The sequence below is a fragment of the Candidatus Spyradosoma sp. SGI.093 genome, assembly GCF_050314555.1.
Lineage (GTDB): Bacteria > Verrucomicrobiota > Verrucomicrobiia > Opitutales > UBA953 > Spyradosoma.
The window spans coordinates 373257-395079 of sequence record NZ_JBNPNH010000001.1; the positions used below are offsets into that span (position 1 = coordinate 373257).

The window sequence follows — 21823 nt, forward strand, 5'->3', positions numbered from 1 at the left end:
ACTGCTCTGGTCGCTTGTCACTCAACAATGCACCTTAAACCATAAACGGCGCGAAGCGCTCTCTTCAAATCAGCCCCAGCTCCATTTTTCCTTCTTCGGAAATCATGTCCTGCGTCCACGGCGGCTCGAACACGATTTCGACGCGGGCCTCGTTCACGCCGGGAACGGCGAGCAGGCGGTTGCGCGCGTCTTCGGCGATGATCGGTCCCATGCCGCAGCCGGGCGCGGTGAGCGTCATCGCGACCTGCACGCCGTAGCGCTCGTCGCCGAGCGGCGCGGTCTCGAGCTTGTAGATCAGCCCGAGATTGACGATGTCCACCGGAATTTCCGGATCGTAAACCTGCTTCAGCGCCTCCCAGAGCGCTTCCTTGTCGGGCTCGCCGACGTGGCCGGGATGCTCCGCCGTGCCGAAGGATCCGAACGCCGTCGTTTCGCCGCCGTCCGTTCCCGCCGCGGCTTCGGGCGTCTCGCCGAGCGCGTCGGCGTCCTTGCCGAGAATGCGGAACATGCCGACGTCGCAGACGACGGTGAAGTTGCCGCCGAGACGGTGCGTGACGTTGACCTTCGTTCCCGCGGGCAGCAGCGCCGCGTCGCCCGAAGGGACGACCGTCGCGTCCGTGTCGCGCGTCAGAATACGATCATTGGAAGGCGATTGCATCATGATGAAATGCGGAATGATAGGATTTTCGGCGCGGAGATTCAAGCTCCGCGCAAGCCCGCCCTTGCCCGGAATTTCTCCGCGCCGCCCGCCGCGGAAACGAAGGCAGGAATGCCTTCGCCCCAATCCCGACGGAGAGACGGGCAGCGGCTCAGGGCGAAATGAGCGCGGCAAGCGCCCCTCATGTATCCGAATTAAAATCACAAAACCCTGAAAGGGCGGCGGACGAGGCGCGCGGGAACGCCGCGCGCGGGCTTTCGCGCCTTCGACGCCCGCGTTTCCGCAGGAAATTTCCCGTTTTCCGTTTTCTGCGTTCCGTTTTCGCGTCGCCCGGACGGAATCTTCCGAAATCGCCCTTTAAATAATTTTTTATTATGTTTTGATTTAGTTAAAATTATGTAAATAAGCTGTGAACAGGCTGTGAACGGCGGAGAACAAGTTTTTGAAAAAAATCCTTTACAGGCTCGCGCGGCTCTAAAAATGCGGTTTTTGGGGCGGAAAATTTTCCGTCCGGATTTTCAAGCCCGAACTTTCGGAAAGTTATCCACAATCCCTTGTGAAGATTCTGTTCATAAAAACACCTTGCGAAAAGGGCGCTCCGACCGCAGTCTCGAAGCATCGCCGGAACGCGGATTTTCTTTCGCGAAACCCCGGCGCAAAAGCCTCAACCACATGAACATTTCACCTTTCAGCCCTTTATTCATCAGCATTTCCGGAAATTCCGGCGATGCCTTTCCCGTGCGGACGTTTCCGCGCGTTCCCGCCGCACGCGCCCGTCGCGAAGCGCGTCCGAGCACAGTCGGTCTTCGCGGGTAATTCCCCGCGAATGTGAATAAATCGGGACTTATCAACCAAAAATCATGACTTCCGTGCTCACCGACTACGCAGAAACCTGGGAAATCGCCAAAAACGCGCTCCGAAACCGTCTTCCGAAGGGGATTTTCGAGCAGTGGTTCGAGGAAATCCGCTTCGCGTCGTTCGCAAACGACGTGTTCACGCTCGTCGCGTCGGACTCCTTCGCGCCGCTGTGGATCGGCGACAACTACGCCGACGTGCTCACCGAAGAGCTCGGCGCGGCGCTGGGCCGCAGCGTGAGCTACGAAATCGTCACGGAGACGCCCGCCGCCGTTCCCGCCGCGCCCGCAGCGACGCCCGTTCCCGCGACCGTTCCCGCCGCGCCGGAGCCGCCCGCGCGCCCCGCCGCGCCCGCCTGCGAGCTTTCGCCGGCGATCCGCCGCCAGAACACCTTCGCGAACTTCATCGAAGGCGCGGAAAACCAGCTCGCGCTGGCGATCTCGAAATCGCTCGCGAACAATCTTTCCGACCCCGACGCCGCGAATCCGCTCTTCATCTACGGCCCGTCGGGCGTGGGCAAGACGCACCTGATGCACGCCGTCGCGAACGCCGTCTTCGACAAGACGCCGAGCGCGCGCATCTGCTACGTGACCTGCGAAATGTTCACGAACGACTACACCTACGCGCTTTCGCAGAACGCCGTGCACGACTTCCGCCGCCGCTACCGCGACCTGAATCTGCTGCTGATGGACGACATTCAGTTCCTCGAAGGCAAAAAGGGGCTGCAGGAGGAATTCTTCCACACGTTCAACCAGCTCGTCATCAACGGCTGCAAGATCGTGCTCACGAGCGACCGCCCCGCCGGCGACATTCAGATCGAAGACCGCCTGATCTCGCGCTTTCAGCAGGGCATCTCGACGGAAATCCGCCCGCCGTGCCTCGAAATGCGCATCGCGATTCTGCTGCGCAAGGCGCAGGCGCAGCGTTTCGACTTCGCGCGTCACCCGGGCGTGCTCGAGTTCGTCGCGCAGAACATCACGCGCAACGTGCGCAATCTCGAAGGCGCCGTGAACACGCTCGCGCGCTACGTCGAAATCCGCGGGAACGCGCCGCTGGGCGTGCCGGAAGTCTCGTCGATTCTCGGCAATCTGCTCCGCCAGGAGGAATCCGCGAAGCTGACGCCGGAGCTGATCCAGCGCGTCGTCGCCGACGCCTACCGCATCGATCCCGCGAAAATGACCGCGAAGGACCGCTCCGCGAACGTCGCGTTCCCGCGACAGATCGCCATGTACCTTTGCCGCGAACTCATCAACATGACGACGGTCGCCGTCGGCGCCGCCTTCGGCAAACGCGACCACGGCACCGTGCTCCACGCGATCAAAACCGTGAAGAACCGCATCGACACGAGCGCCGAAGACAAGTTCAAGGTCGAACAGATCCGCGAAAAACTCTCTCAGCGCGCGTGAGGCGCGGCACGGGAACGCGATGACGCCGGAACCGGAAATCCGCGACGCGGCGAAGGCGCCCGCCTCGCCCCGGCTCGCCTCGCTCGACGCGCTGCGCGGCGCGGACATGCTCTGCATTCTCGGGCTCGACGCGTTCTTCCACGCGCTCCGCGCGCTGTTCCCGCAGAGCGGCGCGGCGCGTTTTCTCGCCGAACAGTTTTCGCACAAGGCGTGGGAAGGGCTCGCGCTCTACGATCTGATTTTCCCGCTGTTCGTCTTCGTGGCGGGCGCGTCCATGGCGTTTTCGCTGGAAAAGAAGCGTTCCCGCGGCGAAAGCCCGGCGCGGATCGTCGCGGAGCTCTTTCGGCGCGCGGCGCTGCTCGCGCTGATCGGCTTCGCGCTTCAGGGCGGACTTTCGTTCGCGTTCGCGGAAACGCGCTTCCCGTCCGTGCTCGCGCTGATCGGGATTTCGGGCGCGCTCGGCGGGACGATCGCCGTGCTGCTGCGCACGCCGCGGCGCGTTCTCGCGGCGACGCTCGCGCTCGCCACCGCGTTCGCCGCGCTGCAGCTTTTCGGCGGAGACTTCACGCCGGAAAACTCGCTCAACGCCAAGCTCGACCGCCTGCTGCTGCCGGGAAAACTGCACGGCGGCGTCTTCGACCCCGAGGGGATTCTCTGCGTCGCGGGCGCGACGGTCTCCGTGCTCTTCGGCTTTCTCGCGGGAACGCTGCTGCGCGCGGAAAATCTCGCGCCGAGGCGGAAAATCCTCGTCCTGCTCGCGGCGGGCGCGGCGCTGCTGCTCGCCGCTTGGGGCGCGGACGCGCTCGGCCAGCCCGTCGTCAAAAAGCTTTGGACGCAGAGCTTCGTCTTCGCCGCCGCGGGCTGGAGCGCGCTGCTGCTCGCGTTGTTTCACCTGCTTTTCGACGTCCTGCCCGGCGTTCCCGCGCTGCGCGCCGTCGCGTATTTTTTCCGCGTCGTCGGCGTGAACGCGCTCGCGATCTACGCGCTGCAGTGGGTCTTCGACTTCTTCGGGCTCTCGCGCCTGCTCTTCGGCGGCGTCGCGGGGCTCTGCGGCGGCGCGGGAACGCTCGTCCTCGTCGCGGGCGCGATTCTGCTCAAATGGCTTCTCCTGCGCGCCCTCGAACGCCGCAAAATCTTCATCAAGATCGGCTGAGCCCCGCGGGAACGGCGATTCTCGGCTTTGCCGGCGGAGAAAAATCCGCTATTTTCCCCGGCATGAAAAAAATCCTTCTGAAGGACACGCTGCTCGACGGCAGGCGCACCGACGTGCTCATCGCCGGAAACCGCTTCGCGAAAATCGCGCCCGGGCTCGCCGCCGACGCCGAGACCGAGGTCGCGGACGCCGCGGGAACGGCGATTCTCCCGCCGTTCTGCAACGCGCACACGCACGCCGCGATGACGCTGCTGCGCGGCTACGCCGACGACATGGAGCTCTTCAAATGGCTCAACGAACACATCTGGCCCTTCGAGGCGAAGATGAGCGCGCGCGACGTCTATGAGGCTTCGCGGCTCGCGATTCTCGAGATGATCCGCTCGGGAACCGTCTTCTTCAACGACATGTACTGGCACAGCGACGAGACCGCCCGCGCCGCGCGCGAAATGGGCGTGCGCGCCAGCGTCGGCATGACGCTGACGGAGTTCATCGGCGAGAAGAAGATCGAAGCGACGTTCGAGCGCCTCGCCGAGCTGCCGCACGGCGGGCACGTCGGCGACGAAGGCCGCGTGCGCCTCGCGCTCGCGCCGCACGCGGTCTACACCGTCCGCGAAAAGCTTTGGCGGCGCTGCGCGGAATTCGCGCGGGAACGCGGGCTGACGCTGCACATCCACCTCGCGGAGACGAAGAAGGAAGTCGAGGACTGCGTCGCCGAACACGGCACGACGCCGGTGCGCTGGCTGGATTCGCTCGGCGTGCTCGGCGAAAACGTCGTCGCGGCGCACGTCGTCCACGTGGACGACGAGGAGATCGCGATTCTGCGGGACCGCGGCGTGACGGTCGCGCACAATCCGTGCTCGAACATGAAGCTCGGCTCGGGCGTGTTCCGCGCGGCGGCGTTCGCGCGTTCGGGCTGCCGCGTCGCGCTCGGCACGGACGGGAACGCCTCGAACAACAATCTGGACATGCGCGAGGAGGCGAAGTTCGCGGCGCTGCTGGCGAAGGTCTCCGGCGACCCCGAAGCGCTCCCGGCGGAAACGGCGCTCGCGTGGGCGACCCGCGACGGCGCGCGCGCGTTCGGTCTCGACGCGGGCGAAATCGCCGAAGGCCGGCTCGCCGACGCGCTCCTCGTCGATCTGAACGACGTGCGCATGACGCCCTGCCACAACCTCGTCTCCAACTGGATTTATTCGGCGGACACGCGCTGCATCCGCGACGTGATCTGCGACGGCAGATTCCTGATGCGCGACCGCGTCGTTCCCGGCGAAGAGGAGATCCTCGCCTCCGCCCGCGCCGTCGTCGACGCGCTCCTCGCAGAAAAGCGTTGAGCGGCGCGGCGGGAACGGCGTATGCTCCGCGGCATGACAATTCTGGAGACCTTGCGCCGCGGCAGAAAAGCCGTTTACGTCGTCGTTCTCGCGCTGCTGTGCGCGTGCCTGCTCGCGGATTACGTGCCGCCGATTTCCGCGCTCGCGAAGGGCGTCACGCCGCCGGTCGCGCTTTCGCTCGGGCTCGCGTTCGCGCTCGTCTGCGGCCAGGCGTATCCGGCGTTCAACCGCAAGGTCTCGAAATATCTGCTGCAGTACTCGGTCGTCGGACTCGGATTCGGGATGAATCTGGAGGCGTCGCTCGCGTCGGGCAAGGAAGGCATGGGCTTCACGATCGTCTCGGTCGCGGGAACGATGCTGCTGGGCATGCTCGTCGGGCGCAAGCTGCTCGGCGTGGACCGCGACACGGCGTACCTGATCAGCTCGGGCACGGCAATCTGCGGCGGGAGCGCCATCGCGGCGGTCGGTCCCGTGCTCAAGGCGAAGGACGAGGCGATGTCCGTCTCGCTGGCGACGATCTTTGTGCTGAACGCAATCGCGCTGTTCATCTTCCCGCCGATCGGGCAGGCTCTCGGGCTCACGCAGCAGCAGTTCGGCACCTGGGCGGCGATCGCGATTCACGACACGAGCTCGGTCGTGGGCTCCGGCGCGGCTTTCGGCGAAGAGGCGCTGGCGGTCGCGACGACGATCAAGCTGACCCGCGCGCTGTGGATCATCCCGCTCGCGCTCGTCACATCCGTGATCTTCAAGACGGAAGGCAAAAAGATCTCGATTCCGTGGTTCATTCTTTTCTTCATCGCGGCGATCGTGCTGAACACGTACGCGCTCGACGGCGTGCCGCAGCTCGGGCAGGCGATCGCGGGGCTCGCGCGCAAGGGGCTCATCGTGACGATGTTCTTCATCGGCGCGGCGCTTTCCGTGGACACGCTGAAGGCGGTGGGCGTGCGCCCGCTGCTGCAGGGCGTGCTGCTGTGGATCGTCATCAGCCTCGGCTCGCTCGCGTACATTCTGAATTTCTGAGCGGGAAGCCGCCCCGCGCGCGTTCCCGCGCATTTCAAGTTTGCGGGGGAAAGGCGATTGCGGTTTGATTGGCGGACATCATGGGCAGCATTTTCGGCAAAGTTTTTCAGATTTCCACTTTCGGCGAAAGCCACGGCGCGGGCATAGGCGTCGTCATCGACGGATGCCCGTCCCTGCTCCCGCTCGACGCGGAGGAGATTCAGCGCGAGCTCGACCGCCGGCGCCCCGGGCAGAGCGACCTCTCCACGCCGCGCAAGGAAGGCGACCGCGTCGAGATTCTCTCCGGCGTCTATCAGGGAAAGACCACGGGAACGCCGATCGCCCTGCTCGTGCGCAACACCGACCAGCGCCCGCAGGCCTACGACAAGCTGCGCGACCTCTTCCGCCCCTCGCACGCCGACTTCACCTACGTCGCGCGATACGGCTTCCGCAATCCCGAAGGCGGCGGACGCGCCTCCGCGCGCGAGACGATCGGGCGCGTCGCGGCGGGAGCGGTCGCAAAAAAACTTCTCGCCGCGCTCTGCCCCGGGCTGAAATTCTCGTGCTGGGTCGAAAGCGTCGCCGAAATCGAGATGCCGCCGAGCGACGAATTTTTCCCGCAGGAAGCAATCGAGAGCGTTCCCGTGCGCTGCCCCGACGCCGAAATCGCGGCGCGCATGGCGGTGCGCATCAAGGCGGCGCGCTCGGACGGCGATTCCGTCGGCGGCACGATCCGCTGCAAGATCCGCGGCGTTCCCGCGGGGCTCGGCGAACCGGTGTTCGACCGTCTCGAAGCCGACCTCGCCAAGGCGATGCTGTGCATTCCCGCGACGAAGGGCTTCGAAATCGGGAGCGGCTTCGCGGGAACGCGCCTGACGGGCTCGACCCACAACGACGCGTTCGAGCTGCGCGACGGCGCAATCCGCACCGCGACGAACCGCTCCGGCGGCGTGCAGGGCGGCATTTCCAACGGCGAGGAAATCAATTTCCGCGTCGCGTTCAAGCCGACGCCGACCGTCGCGAAGAAGCAGCGCACCGTCACCGTCGCAGGCGAGCCCTGCGAAGTAATCGGGCACGGGCGCCACGATCCGTGCGTGCTCCCGCGCGCCGTCCCGATCGTCGAGGCGATGGCGGCGCTCGTCCTCGCCGACCACCTCCTCCGCTTCCGCTCGGCGCGAATCTGAAAAAATCAAAACCACGGATGAACACGAATCTCCACGAATTTTTCTCATTCGTGCGAATTCGTGAAAATTCGTGGTTCCTTTAAAATTTTATGTCAACGAATGCTTATCTTTTTCTGGGGACGCCGGGGTGCGGCAGACGCGCGATCATCGCCGATCTCGTCCGCGACGGCCTCGAAGGCGACACCACGCTCTACGTCGCCGAACCCGAACGCGCCGCCGAGGCCGAAAAGCCCCTCGCCGACGTTCCCGCGCTCACGACGCGCTCGTGGAAATTCGACGACGACGGCGGGATCGACCTCGGCGAGCCGCACGACGCCGGCGACAACGTCGTCTTTCTGACCGACGGCGAGGACGATCCCGTCGATCAGGTCGAAGCCTTCGCCGCGCTCGCGAAGCGCCTCGGCTGGCACGTCGCGCGTGTCGTGACGATCGCGGACTGCGCGTTCGCGAGCGCCGTTCCCGCGAGCGCCGAGTGGTTCGCCGCGTGCATTCATTTTTCGGATACGATTCTGCTGACGAACCGCGAGGGCGTCTCCAACAAATGGATCAACGAGTTCAAGGAGCCCAGCGTCAAGGCGTGCTTCCCGTGCACGTTCGAGCTCGTGAAGAAGCACCGCGTCGAAAATCCCGCGCGCGTGCTCGCGGACTCGCCGCGCCGCATGACGATGATCTTCGACGAGCAGGACCCGATCGACGACCTCGAATTCGACGAGGACAACCTGCCCGAAGAGCCGTTCGACCTCGTCTCCGCGCCCGATCCGTATTTCGAGACGACGGATTCCGGCGCGCGCAAGATCGTGATTCCGCGTACGGGCGAGCTGCTCGACGCCTACGACCGCCTCCGCGGGAACGCCTGAACCTTCCGCCGCCATGACCACCGCCATAGCGCTCTTTCTTGCCGCGCGCCCGCGCACGCTTCCCGCCGCGCTCGCGCCCGTGCTGCTCGGTTCCGCCTGCGCCGCCGTCACGGGGAAATTCTCGCCCGTTCCCGCGCTGTGCGCCGCGCTCTTCGCGCTCTTCGCGCAGATCGCGAGCAACCTCGCCAACGACTACGGCGACTTCAAGAAAGGCGCGGACGGCGCCGACCGGCTCGGCCCCGAGCGCGCGACGGCGCAGGGCTGGCTTTCGCCGAAACAGACGCTGACCGCCGCGCTCGTCTCGGTCTTCGTCGCGGTCGCGTTCGGACTCGCGCTGATCGAGTTCGGCGGGCCGTGGATGCTCCTCGTCGGCGCGCTGAGCGTCGTCGCCTGCCTCGCGTACTCGCTCGGGCCGTTTCCGCTGGCGTATCACGGGTTGGGCGACGTCTTCGTCGTCACGTTCTTCGGGCTGGTCGCGGTCGCGTTCACGACGTGGACGCAGGCGCTGGCGTTCCCGCCGTTCATGTGGGTCGTCGCGCTCGCGTGCGGGCTCGGCGCGGACAACATTCTGCTCGTCAACAACCTGCGCGACCGCAGGACGGACGCGCGCGCGGGCAAGCGCACGACGGTCGTCCGCTTCGGCGAAGGCTTCGCCGTCGGGCTCTACAAATTCAATCTCGTCTTCGTCTTTCTCTCGCCGCTGATTCTCCGCTTCGCGTTCGGCATGGACGCGCTCTGCGTGCTGCTGCCGATGGTCGTGCTGCCGTGGTTCATGGCTCCGATCCTGAAGACGCTGCGCACGTACGAAGATCCGCGCGAGCTGAATCCGCTGCTGGGCAAGACCGCCGGCGCGCTGCTCGTCTACGCGCTGACGCAGAGTCTCGGCCTCTTCATCCAGGCCGCCGCCTGACCCCGCGGCCCTCCCGCGCGCGTCATTTATCTCTCGCAAAATCCGGACGAACGGAGGAAAATCCGCCGCAAACCACCGAAACCGCCATGCAGCAAGACATACGTTGGATTCAGCGATACGACAGTTTTTCCCGAGCCTGCTCCCGCATTCTGGAGATCACGGAGTCGGGGAAGACGCCTTCGCAGCTGTCCGAGCTCGAACAGGAGGGGCTGATTCAGCGCTTCGAATACACCTTCGAACTCGCGTGGAAGACCCTTCAGGATCTGCTGCGGGAACGCGGCTACGCGGACTTCGTGCCCGGGCCGAACGGCGTGCTGAAAAAAGCGTTCGAAGTCGGGCTCATCTCCGATCACGACCTTTGGCGCAGAACGGCGAAGGCCCGGACTTCCACCGCCCACACCTACAACGCGGAAGACGCGCTCGCCGTGGTGAACGGGATCTTCGCCGAATACTCCGTCGCTCTGAAGGCTCTTCGGGAGACCCTGGCGACCGAAACGCGGAGGAGCTGACGCCGTGCCGTTCGGACTGAGCCCCGCCGTGATCGAGGAGATTCGCGGCGTATTCAGAAAACACGCGAACGTCGAACAGGCGATTCTTTTCGGCTCGCGCGCGAAGGGGAATTTTTCGGAAGGCTCGGACGTCGATCTCGCCCTCGTCGGGCAAGCCCCTTTTTCTTCGCGGGAGCTTTCCGACATCGCGCTCCAGCTCGACGACCTCGGTCTGCTCTACAAAATCGACCTGATCGACCGCGCCGCCCACGCGGCGACGCCCTTGGGCGAGCATGTCGCCCGCGTCGGCAAAATCTTCTACGCGCGCGACTGAGGAAGCGCGGCCCTCCCGCGCGGGAGCGCTCAGCGGGGAGCGGAGGCGCGGAAGTTTTCGATTTCGGCGACGAGGGCGCGCGCGATCTCGAGCTTCGGCGCGCGCGCGAACGCTTTGCGGAAGCCGCCGTTCCCGAGCAGCACGACCGCGTTGTCGTCCGCCCCGAACGCGCCGACGTTCCCGCGCCCGACGAGGTTCGCGACAATCAGGTCGAGCCGCTTTTCGCGCAGCTTCTTCAGCGCGTAGTCCTCGACGTCGCGCGTCTCCGCCGCGAAGCCGACGACGGTCTGCCCCGGCGCCTTCTCCGCGGCGAGCGTCTTCAGAATGTCCGTCACGGGCTCGAACTCGACGACCATGCCGCGGCCGTCCTTCTTGCGCTTCTGCGGCTCGTAATGCTTCGGGCGGAAATCGCAGACGGCGGCGGTCTTCACGAGCACGTCGCAGCGCGGGAACGCCTCGCGCGCGGCGGCGAGCATTTCCTCGCCGGTGACGACGGGCGTCACGCGCGCGCCCTCCGGCGGCGGGAGCGCGACGTTCGCGGAGACGATCTCGACGTCCCAGCCGCGTTCCCGCGCGGCGGCGGCGATCGCGTAGCCCATTTTTCCCGTGGACGGGTTGGAGATGTAGCGCACAGGATCGAAAAATTCGCGCGTGGCGCCGGCGGTTATCAGCATTTTCATGGTTTTCAGTCTCCTCCGAAGATGTTCCAGGCCCAGAGGCTTTCGTAAAGCAGCCAAAGAAAGAAAAGGTAAAGGGCGAAGATCGCGATTCTGCCGACCCAACGCCAGAAAAACGATTTCGGCGTGAAGTCGTCGGAAAACGGCGCGCCGAAAATCCAGCGCATCAGGCGTTCCCAGGCGGGCGGACGCGTCTCGCGCCACGCCTCCGGCAGGGCGAGCGTGACGCTCGAATCGTACCTGCGGGCGAGCCGGCGGCAGATCCACGTGAAGACGCTGCGGAAAAGGTTCACGGCCGTTTCGCGGGAACGTTCACTGAGAGCACCAGAGGCGGATCGCCTCCTTCGCGTACTCCGCCCAGATCGACTCCTTGTCGAGCGCGATCATCTCCTCGTAGATCTTCCACAGCTTCGCGCGGTCGTAGCCGGCGCGGCGCAGGCGCCCGGAGCACGCGGCGTAGATCTCCTGCTTCTGCCGCGGCGTGTAGCGCTCGCCGGCGGTCAGCTCCTTCAGCTTCGCGAGCGTCTCCTCGACGGAGAGCAGGCGCTTTTCCGGCTTCTTGTCGTCGAAGCTCGTGTCGTCCACGAGCAGCTTGAAGACGTCGAAGACGGCGCGCGCGGAGAGCGGCTCCTTCAGCTCGGGATCGTTCTCGCGGATGATCTTTTCCGTGTCCGGCGGCGGGAAGACGCCCTCGATCGCGGCGGCCTCGCCGTAGAGCTTCGCCTTTTCGCGGCCCTTCGCGCGCTCCGCCTTCTGCAGAATCGCGCGCTGCTTCTTGTAGAGCTCGAACTTCTCCTTCATCAGCGCGACGACCTTGTCCGCCGGCTGCAGCAGCTCGTCGCCGCAGATCACGTAATAATCCGCGCCCGCGGACGACTGCAGCACGAGCGCGGGAACGCTGCGCACGCGCTTCGTGCGCCGGAAGCCCTTGCCCTTTTCCTCGGCGGTCTTCCTGTCCTTTTCGCTCGGGCGCTGGTAGAGCGGAATCGCGACGAGATTCGCGTTCCCGCAGGCGCTCTTCACCTTCGGATTCTTCCAGAGATCGCCGAGCAGGCGCGGCCCGACCTTCTCCCAGTCCGGCCCGTAGAGGAAGACGACGACGCCGTCCGCCGGGTTGCCCTTCATCGCCTGTTCGTAGGTCTTTTTCTCCGAACCGGCGAAGAGCGTTCCCGCGAAGGCGAGCAGAAGCAGCGCGAAACGTAATGTCTTTTTCATGACGAAATCTCCTCAGTCCTCCTTGTTGCGCGAATTGCCCGACGCCCAGTCCGAAAAAATCTTCTCGTAGTCGGGGTTGCCCTTGAAGGCGCGCTTCCCGCTCTCGACGAACTTCTTCTTGCCGTCGGCGGAAAGATGCGCGCACTGCGCCTCCCAGAAGCTTTCCATGTCCCAGGTCGCCGGTCCCTTGCTCTTGAACGCGGCGAAACAGGCGTCGAAGAGCTTGAGCTTCTCCTCGTCCGTCTTCGTCTCCGCCAGGAGCTGCGGATAGACGAACGTCCGGAGGCCCGTCGCGCAGACTTCCGGATATTTTCCCGCGAACGCGGCGATGAACTTGTCGTGCGTCTGGAGCCAGAACTTCCTGTTCGCCTTCTGCGACTTCGCGTACCCGCAGGCGTCGCGCCAGACGAGATAGTTCAGCGGCTGCGCGGCGAGCGCCTGCGAATAGAGCGCGGACGCGGCGGCGCGGTTCTTCCCCGTCTCCGCGAAAAAGCGCGCGAGCGCCGCCTTGCGGAAGGAGTCCGGCGTCTTCTTCGCGTCAGAAAAAAGATCCTGCGTCAGGAAGATGAACGTCCACCCGCCGCCGTCGAGCAGCCGCCAATGCAGATCGCGCCGATGGGAGACGGAATTGTTGTCGCGCCACCGCCCGTTCACGCGCACGGCGAACGCGCAGTGCCCCGGCTCGCCCATCGTCAGCGCGGGAACGCCGTTGGAGACCGCTCCCGAGACGCCGTAGTGCGAAATGCCGCCGCAGACGGCGCCGACCTCGAGCGACATGGCGGACATGTTCACTTCGCCCTTCTTCGTGCTGAAATGCCGGCGGAACGGCGCGTAGTAGTCGGGATTGTGCACGCTGTCGCCCGCCTTGTTCCAAAGTCGGTAGTCGAGCTGGTGGATGTCGTAGGCGCTCGCGTAGCCCTCCTCCGTGAGCTTCACGTTGTCGCGCGCCCAGCGCATCGAATACTCGTTCCCGAAATCGTTGTCGCCCTTCCAGCCGCAGACGATGCGCATGTCCCAGTAGTCCAGCTCGTCGAACACGGCGTTGAGCTTGCCCGCGCGCCAGCTCTCCGCGAAGAAGCGGTAGCGCTTCACCGCGCGCGCGGGATTGTCGAGCGACCAGCCGTTCCGCGAAAACTCGGCGGCGGTCGCCGTCGCGATCTTCCGCAGCGTCGGGTCGTTGACCATCTTCTTGTCCTTCGCCGCGATCGCCAACAGCATGTCCAGAAACTTGTCCGCGTTCGTCGGCGTTCCCGTGTAGAGGTAACCGTCGAGCCACTTCTCGTCCGAAAGAAACTGAAAGAACGTCCGCCGCACGTCGAGCTTCTGGATCCGCTCGACCACGGCGTCCGCGCCCGCCGCGTTCATGAAGCGCCAGCGCGCAAGCGCGAGACGGTTCTTCGGCGACTTCAGAAACGCGTCCGTCTCCTTCGCGTCCTTCGCCTTGTCCGCCGGAAGCGCCGAGACGATCTTCGAGGCGAGCCCACGCATCACGAACTTCGCGTCGAGCCACTCGCGCCCCGTCTGGCTCTCCCCATTCAGCTCCGGATCGATCTTAATCTCGTCCGCCGACGACGGAACAACCGCGCAGACGGACAGCAGCGCCGCGCAGACGAAAAATTTTCCGACAACGAGATATCTCAAAATCATGCCGCCATGCTAAGACGGAAAGCCGAAAACGGGAAGCGGGAAATGACGGAGCAGACAATGGATAGGGGATAACGGATGATGGATAATCAGTAATTAATAGTGAATAATGAATAACGCCTTGCGTTCGGCTGCGCCGAGGAAAGCTTAAAAGCTGAAGAGCTTAAAAGTTGAAAAGAAAATTTTCCGTTAAGCTTTTAAGCTCTTAAGCTCTCCTGAACTCCTCGCGCTTCAGCGCGAATCAACCCTCAACCCTCAACCTTAAACATTCATGCCGTCCATCATCTTAGGAAATCAGGAAAAAATCGTCGCGACCGTCACCTACAAGGACGTGCTCGGCGACGACTCCAGCGGAACCATCACCTATTCGCAGAAGGGCTCGCTCAAGACCGCCGTCGCGGAAGCGCCCGCGCTCGGCACCAAGTCCGAGCTCTTTCCCGACGACAAGATCATTCTGCTCAACCGCTCCTTCTCGACGTCCGGAAACGGCGAGCTCATCGACGTCACGCTCTCCTACGGCGTGAAGGAATCCCAGCAGCAGAGCTCCGAAAACGAAGACGTGAAGAGCTACTCGCTCAAAGTGAATCCTGCTTCGCTTTCCATGCTCCTGCACCCGAAGCTGAAGGACAAGAACGCCAAGACGGTCGCGAAGAAGCTTCTTTCCGGCTGGACGCCGGCGGATTCCGTCATCTTCAAGGAAAAGGAAGGGACGCTGATTCTCTCCAAGGCTTCAGCCGACGACGAAAGGGCGGTCCCCTTTCAGATCGTCATCGACAAATACGCGAAGGACGACAAGATCGTCGCCGCCGTTCTCGCCGGGAAAAAGACCTTCAAGGGAGCAACCTGCACCTACTCGCAGACGAGCTACAAGAACTCCATCTCCGGGCTCAACAACGGCGTCGGCGACAGCGACGCGCCGGACGGACCGAACCCCGGCGGCAAATGGATTTACTACGGCGCGGAGGCTTCAAAAACCGAAAACGACAACTACTGGAAGGTCACGAAGAATTGGAAAACCGTATCCGAAGCCGAGTTCGACGAATCCGTTTACAAAGGCGAAGAAAAATCAAGCGGAGGCGCGCTGAAATGAGGACAGATTCAATTATTTTTCGGACCAACCCTGGCGTGGCTGTGTGTAAAGGCTATTGATATGTCAGCCGCTGTTTCGCTGTTCACGAAACGGATTGTGAAATCGCAATAATTATCATTCACGAAATACCAATATCCGGGTTTGTTCGCCATGGATATGTCTTCAGCGACGAAAACGAACAAGTCGGCCGTCCAATCTGAACTATCAGACACGTAAACCGAGTATTCAGCTTCATGAAAACTTTGGACTACTTTTATTCTCCCGTAAAGCTTTTTGGCCAATTCATGTTTTTTTTCGCTCGGAAGCGGTGGATGCGCTTCCGACTCCGGAACAGCGAACACGCCGACGCAGAGCATGACAAGCAGAGAAACAATCTTTTTCATGAACCCCGTTTAATCCCCCGAACGATGAACAGGCAAGAAAAAAGACTGTTCAGGAGAGCTTAAGAGCTTAACGGAAAGTTGAGGAGTTGAGAGTTGAATCGGCGGCTTCGCCGCCTGTTGATTCGGCTCCGCCGAGGAAACTTTCCTCGCGCCGAAAGGCGCGAATCAACTCTCAACTTTCACCTCTCAACGTTCTTTTCAACTCTTAAACTCTTCAGCTTTTAAGCTTTTCCCTTCCACCCTACGCCTTCCATGATCCTATACGTCAACACCAAGAAACAGCCGCCGACCGTGTCCGAATCGCTCAATGCGAAGACCGACGCAGACGGCGTCCTGCAGGTCTATTCCTCGTCCTTCGGCAGCGCCGTCTCCTCTTTACGCTTCAAGCGCGGATCCACAGTGCCGCTCGAATGCGTGTTCGCCGACGCCGCCCTCGCCGAGAGCGTCGCGAAGCTCCGCTTCGGGCTCAAGCTCGCCGGCAGGTTCGACGACCTGCTCGTCGTCGCCGCCGAGACCGACGCGAAGACGCTCAACGCCGACGGCACCGTCTCCTTCGCCCTCAAGCTCACGTTCGACGCCGCGGCGATCGACGCCGCGCTCAACGTCAACGCCTCCGCCGCGGACGACCTCGCCACCGCCGCCTTCGTCGCCGAAATCGAGTGGGAGAACGCCGACGGCTTCGATTTCGGAGAAGGCGATTTTGCCCTCGACCGCCATTTTTCGGAGCTCGGCGGCGGTCTTGTCCGGGTGGGCTGCGCGGACGGGCGTCCAGATGTCCACGCCCTTGGCGGCGAACATGTCGAGAAATCCGGCTTCGAAACGTCCGGACGCCTTGGATTTGACGAAATTTTCGACGAGCTCGTTGACGTCTCTTCCGAGCCCGGCGGAGATATTGTGGAAGGCGTCCGTCCATTTGCGGACGGCTTCGGCGGATTTGAACACGGAGGCGAGCTTTCCGGCGGAGGCGGCGAGCGTCTCGAAGGGGGCGGTTCCGTTCGCGGCGGATTCGCGGAGCTCGTCGGCGAGGCGGCGCGCGGTTTCGAGCCCGCCGACGAGAGGGGCGAGCCGAACGGCGACGTTTTCGAAGCGCGACGCCTGCGCCCAGGCGCCGGCGAAGAGCTGCACGGCGCGGCGCGCGCCGTGAATCGCCACGGTGATGTTCGCGAAAGGCTCGGCGAATGAGCCGATGCGCTCTCTGATGCCCTGAGCGGTCTTCGAGACTGTCGCATGAAATTCGAACATGGCTTTTCCGGATTTTCGGATTTCGTCCCCTGCGGATCCTACTGCTCGAGCGGCGGAATCTGACGCCTTGGCGAGAATCGAAGTTCCGTCTGCCGCAAGAATGGTCCCTTTCTTGAGCGTCTCCGCGGCGGAGGCTCCTCCGCGAAAAGCGTTCTTGACGTTTTCCATGGCGGCATTGACGGATTCCATCATTTCCTTCATTGCGGAAATGAGTCCGGACATATCTCCGGATACGGAAAGGGAAATGTCTGTAGAAGAGCTCATGAATGCTTCCTTGTCGTAAAAATCAACAGTTTGACGATACGCGGCTTGACAATACGCGCGGAACGCGTAAAAAAGTGAACATGGACTTCTTCATGTGGTGCGTCGTTTTTCCGATACTCTGCCTTTTAATAATAAGGGAGAAGTTCCCGGGGCTTATCTCGAAAATCGTGAAGGGATTCGGGAAGGTTATTGGAATCGGAGTCCTTCTTGGAATCGGTAATTTCCTTGTCGTAAAAATAGGGTGGCTTTGGCTTTTCGTGATTTTTGGCGGCGCGTTCCTGCTCTACACAGTGATTTTCTTCACGCTGGTGATTCGCTCCGTACGCGAAGAAAACCGCAGAAAATACGGAAAAAAGGATAACTGACTGTTGACTGCTGACAGTTATCCTTTGTCCGTCGTCAGCTACCCGATGAGGGCGGCGGATGGCGAGTCGTCGATGATTTTTCCGATGCTCTTGCCGGTTTCGAAACGTGAGCGTTCGAACGCGGCGCGCGTCTCGGCAGAGCGCGGCGCATGTTTCCAAGGTTCGGATTTCTGATTCAGAATGAAAAACGCCGATTCGAGGAAAATCAGCTCTCAGTCTTGCCCAGAAACCAGAACAAGGCGACGGCGGGCAATACCGCAGTAAGAACAAACGCGACGCCGGAGAGAATCTGGACGAGAAGCGAACAGTTTATAAAAACGACGACGAGCGCGATCACCTCGATGAGCACGTATCCAAGACAACCGTCGCGCAAAATGCTATTGTTCGAGACCTGGATATTCTTCTTCACGGACGCGCGTTTCTCTTCTGTCCAATAGCTCCTGAAACCCGCGCGCTCGCACTCTTGCGCGCCGAGACGAAGCGAAAGAATGGTATTGAACACGACGTCGATTTCCGCGGCAGGGTTATTGTTGGAGCGACGAAAAATTTCTTCGTAGAATTTTTCGTTCCAGCGGACGCACGCCTCAAGCCACGCGTCCATCGTGTTCTTGCGCGTCCGCACCCAACCGGATCGAAAATCCTCATACTGGCTCCGCTCCCATTGCCCGCTCTCAACGGCAAGGTCGAAGAGAAGTTCCGCCTCCCGATTCAGATCCCCGCCCGCCGCGACAAGCGCCTCGACGTAAGCAGGAGAACACACCTCGTAAATTGAATTAGTCATAGTTCTCACTTTCGTTCCCGCGACGGAATTAGGCAAGCAAATTGCGTTTTCCCGAAGCGTTTCCCGCGAAAAACTTCGCGCCCCGGAGAGAAAATTTTGCGCGGGAGGGATTCCAAAGGCAAGCGGGACGCTCGCCCTCCTTTTCGTTCCCGCGGAGTTCCGTTTCACTGTTCCTCCGTTCCTCTGTGTTAAAAAATTTGAGAGGAGGAATTTCAAAAAGCGGGGATCAGTCGTAGAGGCGGTGGCGGCGCATGCGCTCGGCGAAGACCTGCGCCTGGCGGCGCCAGAGGCCGCACCACGCGCGCACGTCGAGCTTCGCGCCTTCGCGCGCGAGCGCCTTGAAGAACGCCTCCGAGCCGACGTGCTTGATGAAGAGGTCGCGCTCGTTGACGGCAAGCGTCGCGAAAGGATTGCTTCCGCTCCAGACGCAGACCTGGCGCATCATGTGGAAGCTGATTTCGCAGGGCGCGAGCGCGTCCCAGTTCGCGACGGCGAGATAGGCGCCGTCCTTTTCGCCGATTTTGCGCGGGAGCGCGGTCAGCCCGCGGATGAACCAGGCGTTGATCGTGGCGACGAGCGTCTTGTCGGTTTTTCCCGGATACGAAATCCAGCGGAACGGGAACGTGAGCGCGCCGTCCGCCGCGCGGAACGTGTGCGAAAATTTTCCGACCTGCGAGCCGAGCCCGCTCATCGCGTAGCCTTCGGCGGCCTCGGGCGAACTGATGTAGGGCGAGGTCGGCACCCATTTCAGTCCCGTGTCGCGCCAGCGCATGGCACGCCGCCAGCCGGACATCTTCACGACGTCCACGCGCCCGCGGGAACGCGCGGCGGGCGTGAGCGAAAGCCAGTTTTCGCGCGTCGCCGCGAGCGCGAGCTCGCCGATCGTCAGCCCGTGCACGTAGGGAACGGGATACATGCCGACGTAGCTCTGCCATTTCGCGTCGAGCATCGGGCCGTCGGTCTTCAGCCCGCCGAGCGGGTTCGGGCGGTCGAGCACGAGCACGGGAACGCCCGCGTCGAAACAGGCCTCGAGCACGAGCCGCATGCACGAGACGTAGGTGTAGCTGCGCGAGCCGACGTCCTGCAGATCGACGACCATGACGTCGAGCCCGCTCAGCATCTCCGGCGTCGGCCGGCGCGTCTTGCCGTAAAGGGAAAAGACGGGCAGACCCGTCGCGGGATCGGTCTGATTCTGGACGATTTTTTCCGCGGGAACGTTCCCGTAGATGCCGTGTTCGGGGCCGAAGAGCTTCGCGAGCTTCACGCCCGCGCGGCGTCCGCGCGTGTGCAGCACGCGGATGGTGCTTTCGCCGCGGGAATTGACGCCCGCCTGATTCGTGAGCAGCCCGACGCGCTTGCCGCGGAGGCGGCGGAAGCCCTCGGCTTCGAGCACGTCGATGCCGAGCCGGACTTTCGGCGCGTTCCCGCCGGCGGTCTCCGCCGCGGCTTCGAGCGCGTTCCCGCCCAGCGCGAGCGCGAGTCCCGCGAAGAGAGAGGTCTTCAGAAATTCCCGACGAAGCAAGGCGGAGATGATTTTTGAGGGTGGAATGAATAATGGATAATGAATAATAGATAATGAATAACGGATAGTGGATAGTTGATAGTTATCAATTATCAGTCATCCATTATCGTCATCCATTATCGTCATCCGCTCAGAGCATCGTCGCGCGGAGCTCTTCGCCGGACTTCGGCGAAAGCCACGCCGGCGGCACGTCGAACACCGTGAACGCGCCCTTGCCGCCGTGAGCCGCGATGCGCGTCGCCGCGCGCGCGTAGGCGACGAGCACGCTCGCCGTGAATTCCGGATTCGAGCCGAGCTTGATCGCGTATTCGACGATGTGGCGCGTCTCGCCGTTCACGCCCGTCGCGCCGCTGCGGAGCACGAAGCCGCCGTGCGGAATGCCCGCGTGGTCGCGGTCGAGCTCTTCCTGCGAAATGAAATGAACGGTCGTGTCGTAGTCCGAAAAATAGTTCGGCATCGTCTTGATTTCGCGTTCGATGCGGGCGAGGTCGGCGCCCGGCTCGGCGACGACGAAGCATTCGCGCGTGTGCTTCTGGCGCGTCGTGAGATCCGGCGTTTCGCCGGCGCGCACGGCTTCGAGCGCCGCGGGAACGGGGATCGTGTACTGCTTCGCGTCGGCGACGCCCGCGATGCGGCGCACGGCGTCGGAATGCCCCTGGCTAACGCCCTTGCCCCAGAACGTGTAGTCCTTGCCCTGCGGCAGGAAGGCGTTGCCGAAGAGGCGGTTCAGCGAGAACAGGCCCGGATCCCAGCCGACGGAGATGACGGCGACCTTGCCGGATTTTTTCGCGGCGGCGTCCACGTTCGCGAAATGCTCGGGAATCTTCGCGTGCGTGTCGAAGCTGTCGATGCAGTTGAAGAGCGCGGCGCACGCGGGCGTCTGCGCGGGAAGGTCGGTCGCGCTCCCGCCGCAGAGGATCATCACGTCGATCTTGCCGACGAATTTTTCCGCGTCGGCGACGGAATAGACCGCCGTTCCCGGGAGCGCGGTCGCGACGCTTTTCGGGTCGCGGCGCGAGAACACGCCGACGAGCTCCATGTCGTCGTTCTGCGCGAGCGCGAGTTCCACGCCGCGCCCGAGATTGCCGTAGCCGTAAATGCCGATTCTGATTTTTTGCATAAGTCTGATTTCCTGAATTTGAAAAATTTTCCGAAAAGTCCGCGCGCCGCTCAGCGGGCCTCGTACACGACTTTGCCGCGAACGAGCGTCGCGAGCACCTTGCCGTGCAGCGTCCTGCCGACGAAAGGCGAATTGCGGGAACGCGAGACGAAATTTTCGGGAACGACCTCGACGGGCGCCTCCGGGTCGAAGATCACGACGTCCGCGTCCGCGCCGACGGAAAGCGTTCCCGCCGGAGAGCCGATGACGCGCGCGGGGCCGACCGTGAGCTTTTCGACGACGGCGGAGAGCGTCATCGCGCCGCTGCGGACGAGCGCCTCGATCGCGGCGGCGAGCGTCGTCTCGAGATTGATCGCGCCGAACGGAGCGTAGTCGAACTCGCAGTCCTTTTCGGTGGGCGTGCGCGGCGAGTGGTCGCTCGCGATCGCGTCGATGGTGCCGTCCTTCAGCCCCTCGATCAGCGCGAGCCGGTCCTTTTCCGCGCGCAGCGGCGGGTTGATCTTCTTGTTCGTGTCGTAGGCGCCGACGTCGGCGTCGGTCAGCAGCAGGTGGCTCGGCGAGACTTCCGCGGAGACGCGCACGTCGTGCTTCTTCGCGTCGCGGATCACGTCCACGGCGCGGAACGAGCTCACGTGCTGCACGTGCAGACGCGCGCTCGTGAGGCGCGAGAGCAGCGTGTCGCTGGCGACGACGATGTCCTCCGACGCGCGCGGCATGCCGCGCAGCCCGAGGCGCAGGCTCTTTTCGCCTTCGTGCATGACGCCCGTGCGCGACATGCTCGTGTCCTGGCAGTGGTCGAAGATCGGCATGTCGAACATCGAGGAATACTCGAGCGCGCGGCGCATGATCTCGTTGTTCGCGACGCCGCCGACCGAGTCGGAGATCGCGACGCAGCCCGCCTTCTTCAGCGCGCCGATCGGCGCGAGCCGCTCGCCCTCGCCGCCCAGCGTGATGTTGCCCGCGGGAAGCACGTTGACGACGCCGTCCTTGTCCGCCAGTTCCTTGACGAGGCGCACCGTTCCCGCGTTGTCCACGACGATCTTTTCGTCCGGCGTGCACACGACGGTCGTGAAGCCGCCCGCCGCCGCCGCCGCCGTGCCCGAGGCGAAGGTCTCGCGCGCCGTCTTGCCGGGCTGGTAGAGATGCGCGTTGAGATCGACGAAGCCGGGAGCGACGACCTTGCCCGTCACGTCGATGACGCGCGCGCGTTCCCGCTGTTCCGGGCTCAGCTCGGGAACGATTTTTCCGTCGGCGACCGCGACGTCTCCGACGCTTTCCCGTCCGTTGGCGGGATCGATCACCAGACCGTTTTTGATAAGAACGTAAGAATCGGCACTCATAAATTTTC

The 21823-nt window shown here is 63.2% G+C and carries 23 protein-coding genes; 13 read left to right on the top strand and 10 right to left on the bottom strand.

Annotated features, from left to right (window positions below; genetic code table 11):
• Positions 1-64 precede the first annotated feature (64 nt).
• The gene (locus tag ACQREB_RS01505) at positions 65-661 is read right to left on the bottom strand and encodes an iron-sulfur cluster assembly protein (protein ID WP_427764443.1); all 597 of its coding nucleotides are present in this window, start codon (positions 659-661) and stop codon (positions 65-67) included.
• 417 nt (positions 662-1078) lie between these two features.
• On the opposite strand from ACQREB_RS01505, the gene ACQREB_RS01510 reads away from it, so the two are divergent.
• From ACQREB_RS01510 to ACQREB_RS01555, 10 genes are all read left to right on the top strand, one after another.
• Complete coding sequence (locus tag ACQREB_RS01510) at positions 1079-1474, top strand: hypothetical protein (RefSeq protein WP_427764445.1); 396 nt, start codon at positions 1079-1081, stop codon at positions 1472-1474.
• 44 nt (positions 1475-1518) lie between these two features.
• Positions 1519-2919: a chromosomal replication initiator protein DnaA gene (gene dnaA / locus ACQREB_RS01515; protein ID WP_427764449.1), complete on the top strand. Its 1401-nt coding sequence runs from the start codon at positions 1519-1521 to the stop codon at positions 2917-2919.
• Between the two features lie 19 nt (positions 2920-2938).
• On the top strand, positions 2939-4072 hold the full coding sequence (locus ACQREB_RS01520; RefSeq protein ID WP_427764451.1) for an acyltransferase family protein: 1134 nt from the start codon (positions 2939-2941) through the stop codon (positions 4070-4072).
• Between the two features lie 62 nt (positions 4073-4134).
• Entirely contained in the window at positions 4135-5400 is a 1266-nt protein-coding gene (locus ACQREB_RS01525; RefSeq protein ID WP_427764454.1) for an amidohydrolase, read from the top strand.
• A 33-nt stretch (positions 5401-5433) separates the two neighbouring features.
• The gene (locus ACQREB_RS01530) at positions 5434-6420 is read left to right on the top strand and encodes a YeiH family protein (RefSeq protein ID WP_427764456.1); all 987 of its coding nucleotides are present in this window, start codon (positions 5434-5436) and stop codon (positions 6418-6420) included.
• A gap of 80 nt (positions 6421-6500) precedes the next feature.
• Complete coding sequence (aroC, locus tag ACQREB_RS01535; RefSeq protein WP_427764459.1) at positions 6501-7583, top strand: chorismate synthase; 1083 nt, start codon at positions 6501-6503, stop codon at positions 7581-7583.
• Between the two features lie 89 nt (positions 7584-7672).
• Positions 7673-8440 (top strand): hypothetical protein, encoded by a 768-nt coding sequence (locus ACQREB_RS01540; protein WP_427764461.1) that lies wholly within the window; start codon positions 7673-7675, stop codon positions 8438-8440.
• 13 nt (positions 8441-8453) lie between these two features.
• On the top strand, positions 8454-9350 hold the full coding sequence (gene menA, locus ACQREB_RS01545) for a 1,4-dihydroxy-2-naphthoate octaprenyltransferase (protein WP_427764463.1): 897 nt from the start codon (positions 8454-8456) through the stop codon (positions 9348-9350).
• An 86-nt stretch (positions 9351-9436) separates the two neighbouring features.
• Positions 9437-9859 (top strand): HI0074 family nucleotidyltransferase substrate-binding subunit, encoded by a 423-nt coding sequence (locus ACQREB_RS01550; protein ID WP_427764465.1) that lies wholly within the window; start codon positions 9437-9439, stop codon positions 9857-9859.
• A gap of 4 nt (positions 9860-9863) precedes the next feature.
• Positions 9864-10172: a nucleotidyltransferase domain-containing protein gene (locus tag ACQREB_RS01555; protein WP_427764468.1), complete on the top strand. Its 309-nt coding sequence runs from the start codon at positions 9864-9866 to the stop codon at positions 10170-10172.
• A 29-nt stretch (positions 10173-10201) separates the two neighbouring features.
• Here ACQREB_RS01555 and ACQREB_RS01560 read toward each other — a convergent pair whose 3' ends face one another.
• From ACQREB_RS01560 to ACQREB_RS01575, 4 genes are read right to left on the bottom strand one after another with little or no spacing between them, the layout of a single operon-like run.
• Positions 10202-10852 (bottom strand): phosphopantothenoylcysteine decarboxylase, encoded by a 651-nt coding sequence (locus ACQREB_RS01560; protein ID WP_427764469.1) that lies wholly within the window; start codon positions 10850-10852, stop codon positions 10202-10204.
• Positions 10853-10857: 5 nt separating this feature from the next.
• Entirely contained in the window at positions 10858-11142 is a 285-nt protein-coding gene (locus ACQREB_RS01565) for a hypothetical protein (protein ID WP_427764472.1), read from the bottom strand.
• A gap of 19 nt (positions 11143-11161) precedes the next feature.
• Entirely contained in the window at positions 11162-12064 is a 903-nt protein-coding gene (locus tag ACQREB_RS01570) for a hypothetical protein (RefSeq protein ID WP_427764475.1), read from the bottom strand.
• A 12-nt stretch (positions 12065-12076) separates the two neighbouring features.
• A complete protein-coding gene (locus tag ACQREB_RS01575; RefSeq protein WP_427764477.1) occupies positions 12077-13711 on the bottom strand; it encodes a hypothetical protein in 1635 nt (544 codons plus the stop codon).
• 268 nt (positions 13712-13979) lie between these two features.
• On the opposite strand from ACQREB_RS01575, the gene ACQREB_RS01580 reads away from it, so the two are divergent.
• Entirely contained in the window at positions 13980-14798 is an 819-nt protein-coding gene (locus ACQREB_RS01580) for a hypothetical protein (protein ID WP_427764480.1), read from the top strand.
• A gap of 8 nt (positions 14799-14806) precedes the next feature.
• On the opposite strand, the gene ACQREB_RS01585 is transcribed toward ACQREB_RS01580, so the two are convergent.
• A complete protein-coding gene (locus ACQREB_RS01585; RefSeq protein ID WP_427764483.1) occupies positions 14807-15154 on the bottom strand; it encodes a DUF6150 family protein in 348 nt (115 codons plus the stop codon).
• Positions 15155-15433: 279 nt separating this feature from the next.
• On the opposite strand from ACQREB_RS01585, the gene ACQREB_RS01590 reads away from it, so the two are divergent.
• Positions 15434-16363, top strand: a complete 930-nt coding sequence (locus ACQREB_RS01590) for a hypothetical protein (protein ID WP_427764485.1) — start codon at positions 15434-15436, stop codon at positions 16361-16363.
• Positions 16364-16767: 404 nt separating this feature from the next.
• The gene (locus tag ACQREB_RS01595; protein WP_427764487.1) at positions 16768-17052 is read left to right on the top strand and encodes a hypothetical protein; all 285 of its coding nucleotides are present in this window, start codon (positions 16768-16770) and stop codon (positions 17050-17052) included.
• Positions 17053-17257: 205 nt separating this feature from the next.
• Here ACQREB_RS01595 and ACQREB_RS01600 read toward each other — a convergent pair whose 3' ends face one another.
• From ACQREB_RS01600 to ACQREB_RS01615, 4 genes are all read right to left on the bottom strand, one after another.
• Positions 17258-17833 carry a hypothetical protein gene (locus ACQREB_RS01600; RefSeq protein WP_427764489.1) on the bottom strand — a complete coding sequence of 192 codons (576 nt, stop codon included), beginning with the start codon at positions 17831-17833 and terminating at the stop codon, positions 17258-17260.
• A gap of 226 nt (positions 17834-18059) precedes the next feature.
• Positions 18060-19355 (bottom strand): exo-beta-N-acetylmuramidase NamZ family protein, encoded by a 1296-nt coding sequence (locus ACQREB_RS01605; protein WP_427764491.1) that lies wholly within the window; start codon positions 19353-19355, stop codon positions 18060-18062.
• Between the two features lie 130 nt (positions 19356-19485).
• Positions 19486-20475 (bottom strand): diaminopimelate dehydrogenase, encoded by a 990-nt coding sequence (locus tag ACQREB_RS01610; protein WP_427764494.1) that lies wholly within the window; start codon positions 20473-20475, stop codon positions 19486-19488.
• A gap of 50 nt (positions 20476-20525) precedes the next feature.
• Entirely contained in the window at positions 20526-21815 is a 1290-nt protein-coding gene (locus ACQREB_RS01615) for a dihydroorotase (protein ID WP_427764496.1), read from the bottom strand.
• Between the last annotated feature and the right edge of the window lie 8 nt (positions 21816-21823).

Excerpts from the sequence above, each read along its gene's own strand:
- ACQREB_RS01575 (WP_427764477.1), bottom strand. The coding sequence starts at position 13,711 with ATGATTTTGAGATATCTCGTTGTCGGAAAATTTTTCGTCTGCGCGGCG.
- ACQREB_RS01600 (WP_427764489.1), bottom strand. The coding sequence starts at position 17,833 with ATGACTAATTCAATTTACGAGGTGTGTTCTCCTGCTTACGTCGAGGCG.
- ACQREB_RS01590 (WP_427764485.1), top strand. The coding sequence starts at position 15,434 with ATGATCCTATACGTCAACACCAAGAAACAGCCGCCGACCGTGTCCGAA.
- menA (WP_427764463.1), top strand. The coding sequence starts at position 8,454 with ATGACCACCGCCATAGCGCTCTTTCTTGCCGCGCGCCCGCGCACGCTT.
- ACQREB_RS01610 (WP_427764494.1), bottom strand. The coding sequence starts at position 20,475 with ATGCAAAAAATCAGAATCGGCATTTACGGCTACGGCAATCTCGGGCGC.
- ACQREB_RS01540 (WP_427764461.1), top strand. The coding sequence starts at position 7,673 with ATGTCAACGAATGCTTATCTTTTTCTGGGGACGCCGGGGTGCGGCAGA.
- ACQREB_RS01550 (WP_427764465.1), top strand. The coding sequence starts at position 9,437 with ATGCAGCAAGACATACGTTGGATTCAGCGATACGACAGTTTTTCCCGA.
- ACQREB_RS01525 (WP_427764454.1), top strand. The coding sequence starts at position 4,135 with ATGAAAAAAATCCTTCTGAAGGACACGCTGCTCGACGGCAGGCGCACC.
- dnaA (WP_427764449.1), top strand. The coding sequence starts at position 1,519 with ATGACTTCCGTGCTCACCGACTACGCAGAAACCTGGGAAATCGCCAAA.
- ACQREB_RS01585 (WP_427764483.1), bottom strand. The coding sequence starts at position 15,154 with ATGCTCTGCGTCGGCGTGTTCGCTGTTCCGGAGTCGGAAGCGCATCCA.
- ACQREB_RS01615 (WP_427764496.1), bottom strand. The coding sequence starts at position 21,815 with ATGAGTGCCGATTCTTACGTTCTTATCAAAAACGGTCTGGTGATCGAT.
- ACQREB_RS01520 (WP_427764451.1), top strand. The coding sequence starts at position 2,939 with ATGACGCCGGAACCGGAAATCCGCGACGCGGCGAAGGCGCCCGCCTCG.
- ACQREB_RS01595 (WP_427764487.1), top strand. The coding sequence starts at position 16,768 with ATGGACTTCTTCATGTGGTGCGTCGTTTTTCCGATACTCTGCCTTTTA.
- ACQREB_RS01570 (WP_427764475.1), bottom strand. The coding sequence starts at position 12,064 with ATGAAAAAGACATTACGTTTCGCGCTGCTTCTGCTCGCCTTCGCGGGA.
- ACQREB_RS01560 (WP_427764469.1), bottom strand. The coding sequence starts at position 10,852 with ATGAAAATGCTGATAACCGCCGGCGCCACGCGCGAATTTTTCGATCCT.
- ACQREB_RS01505 (WP_427764443.1), bottom strand. The coding sequence starts at position 661 with ATGATGCAATCGCCTTCCAATGATCGTATTCTGACGCGCGACACGGAC.
- aroC (WP_427764459.1), top strand. The coding sequence starts at position 6,501 with ATGGGCAGCATTTTCGGCAAAGTTTTTCAGATTTCCACTTTCGGCGAA.
- ACQREB_RS01530 (WP_427764456.1), top strand. The coding sequence starts at position 5,434 with ATGACAATTCTGGAGACCTTGCGCCGCGGCAGAAAAGCCGTTTACGTC.
- ACQREB_RS01580 (WP_427764480.1), top strand. The coding sequence starts at position 13,980 with ATGCCGTCCATCATCTTAGGAAATCAGGAAAAAATCGTCGCGACCGTC.